Annotated in this window: 1 protein-coding gene; it reads left to right on the top strand. The window is 72.8% G+C overall.

The annotated features are described in order from the left end of the window. Window positions 1-229: 229 nt before the first annotated feature. Window positions 230-1,476 (top strand): DEAD/DEAH box helicase (locus AC1DVT_RS20235; protein WP_477391190.1); only part of this gene is annotated, 1,247 nt, incomplete at its 3' end.

The raw sequence follows: 1,476 nt of genomic DNA, 5'->3' as shown, positions 1-1,476 counted from the left end.
GCCGGGCGCACGGCACCGGCCGGCGGGGCCGACGCACAGGGTCGCGGCACAACCGCCTGCTAAGGTGAAGGCTGCGGCTCTCCCAAGCTGCTGCGTCGACGTCATGATTCCCGGCCTTCTGAGCCGCGACGTCTTTTCGATCGGCGAACCGATGCGCGATCCCGCGCCGTCGCCCAACTCCCTCGCTCTGCCGGACGATCCGCGAGCGTGCAACCACGAAAGCATCCCCATGCCCTCTTTCCTTGACCTCGGCGTGCCCGAGGCCCTCGCCCACTCGCTCGTCGCCTCCGGCATCACCGAGCCCTTCCCCATCCAGGCCGACACCCTGCCCGACTCGCTCGCGGGCCGCGACGTGCTCGGCCGCGGCCGCACCGGCTCCGGCAAGACCATCGCCTTCGCGCTGCCCATGATCGCGCGCCTTTCCGGCGGCTCCGCCGCCCGCGTCACCCCCGGACGGCCCCGCGGCCTGATCCTCGCCCCGACCCGCGAGCTCGCCTCGCAGATCGCCGCGACCCTCCAGCCCCTCGCCGCGGCGACCGGCCTCAAGGTCACCACGATCTTCGGCGGCGTCAGCCAGAAGCCGCAGGAGACCGCGCTGCGCAACGGCGTCGACATCGTCGTGGCCTGCCCGGGCCGGCTCGAAGACCTCATGAAGCAGGGCGTCGTGCGCCTCGACCGCGTCGAGATCACCGTGCTCGACGAGGCCGACCACATGGCCGACCTGGGCTTCCTCCCCGGMGTCACCCGCATCCTCACCGCCACGCCGCAGGGCGGCCAGCGCATGCTCTTCAGCGCGACCCTCGACGGCGGCGTCGACACCCTCGTGCGCCGATTCCTCCGCGACGAGGTGCGCCACCAGGTCGACGAGTCCAGCGTTCCGCAGGGCCAGATGACCCACCGCGTGTTCATCGTCGGCGACGCCGACGAGAAGACCGCGCTCGTCAAGCACCTCGCGTCCGGCCGCGGCCGCCGCATCCTGTTCACCCGCACCAAGCACCAGGCGAAGAAGCTCGCCAAGCAGCTCACCGGCGCCGGCATCCCGGCCGTCGACCTGCACGGCAACCTCTCGCAGAACGCCCGCGAGCGCAACCTCGCCGCGTTCGGAGCGGATGCCGACAAGGGCGGCGTGCGCGTGCTCGTGGCGACGGATGTCGCTGCGCGCGGTGTGCACGTCGACGACGTCGAGCTGGTCGTGCACGTCGACCCGCCCATGGAGCACAAGTCGTACCTGCACCGCTCGGGCCGCACCGCCCGCGCCGGCGCCGAGGGCATCGTCGTCACGGTCGCCCTGGACGCGCAGCGCCGGGACGTCACCGACCTGCTCCGCAAGGCGCAGATCACCGCGCCCCTCGAGCGCGTCGCCGCGGATGCCGCGACCATCGTCGAGCTGGTCGGCGAGCCCGCCGCGCACGTCAAGCCGGCTCCCGTGACCGAGCAGCCCCAGCAGCAGCGTTCGGGTGGCGGACGCCCCCGCAA

The sequence above is a fragment of the Microbacterium sp. P2_F9 genome, assembly GCF_056403635.1.
Note: the sequence above shows the minus strand (reverse complement) of the source record. Positions and strands in the feature narration are given on the sequence as shown.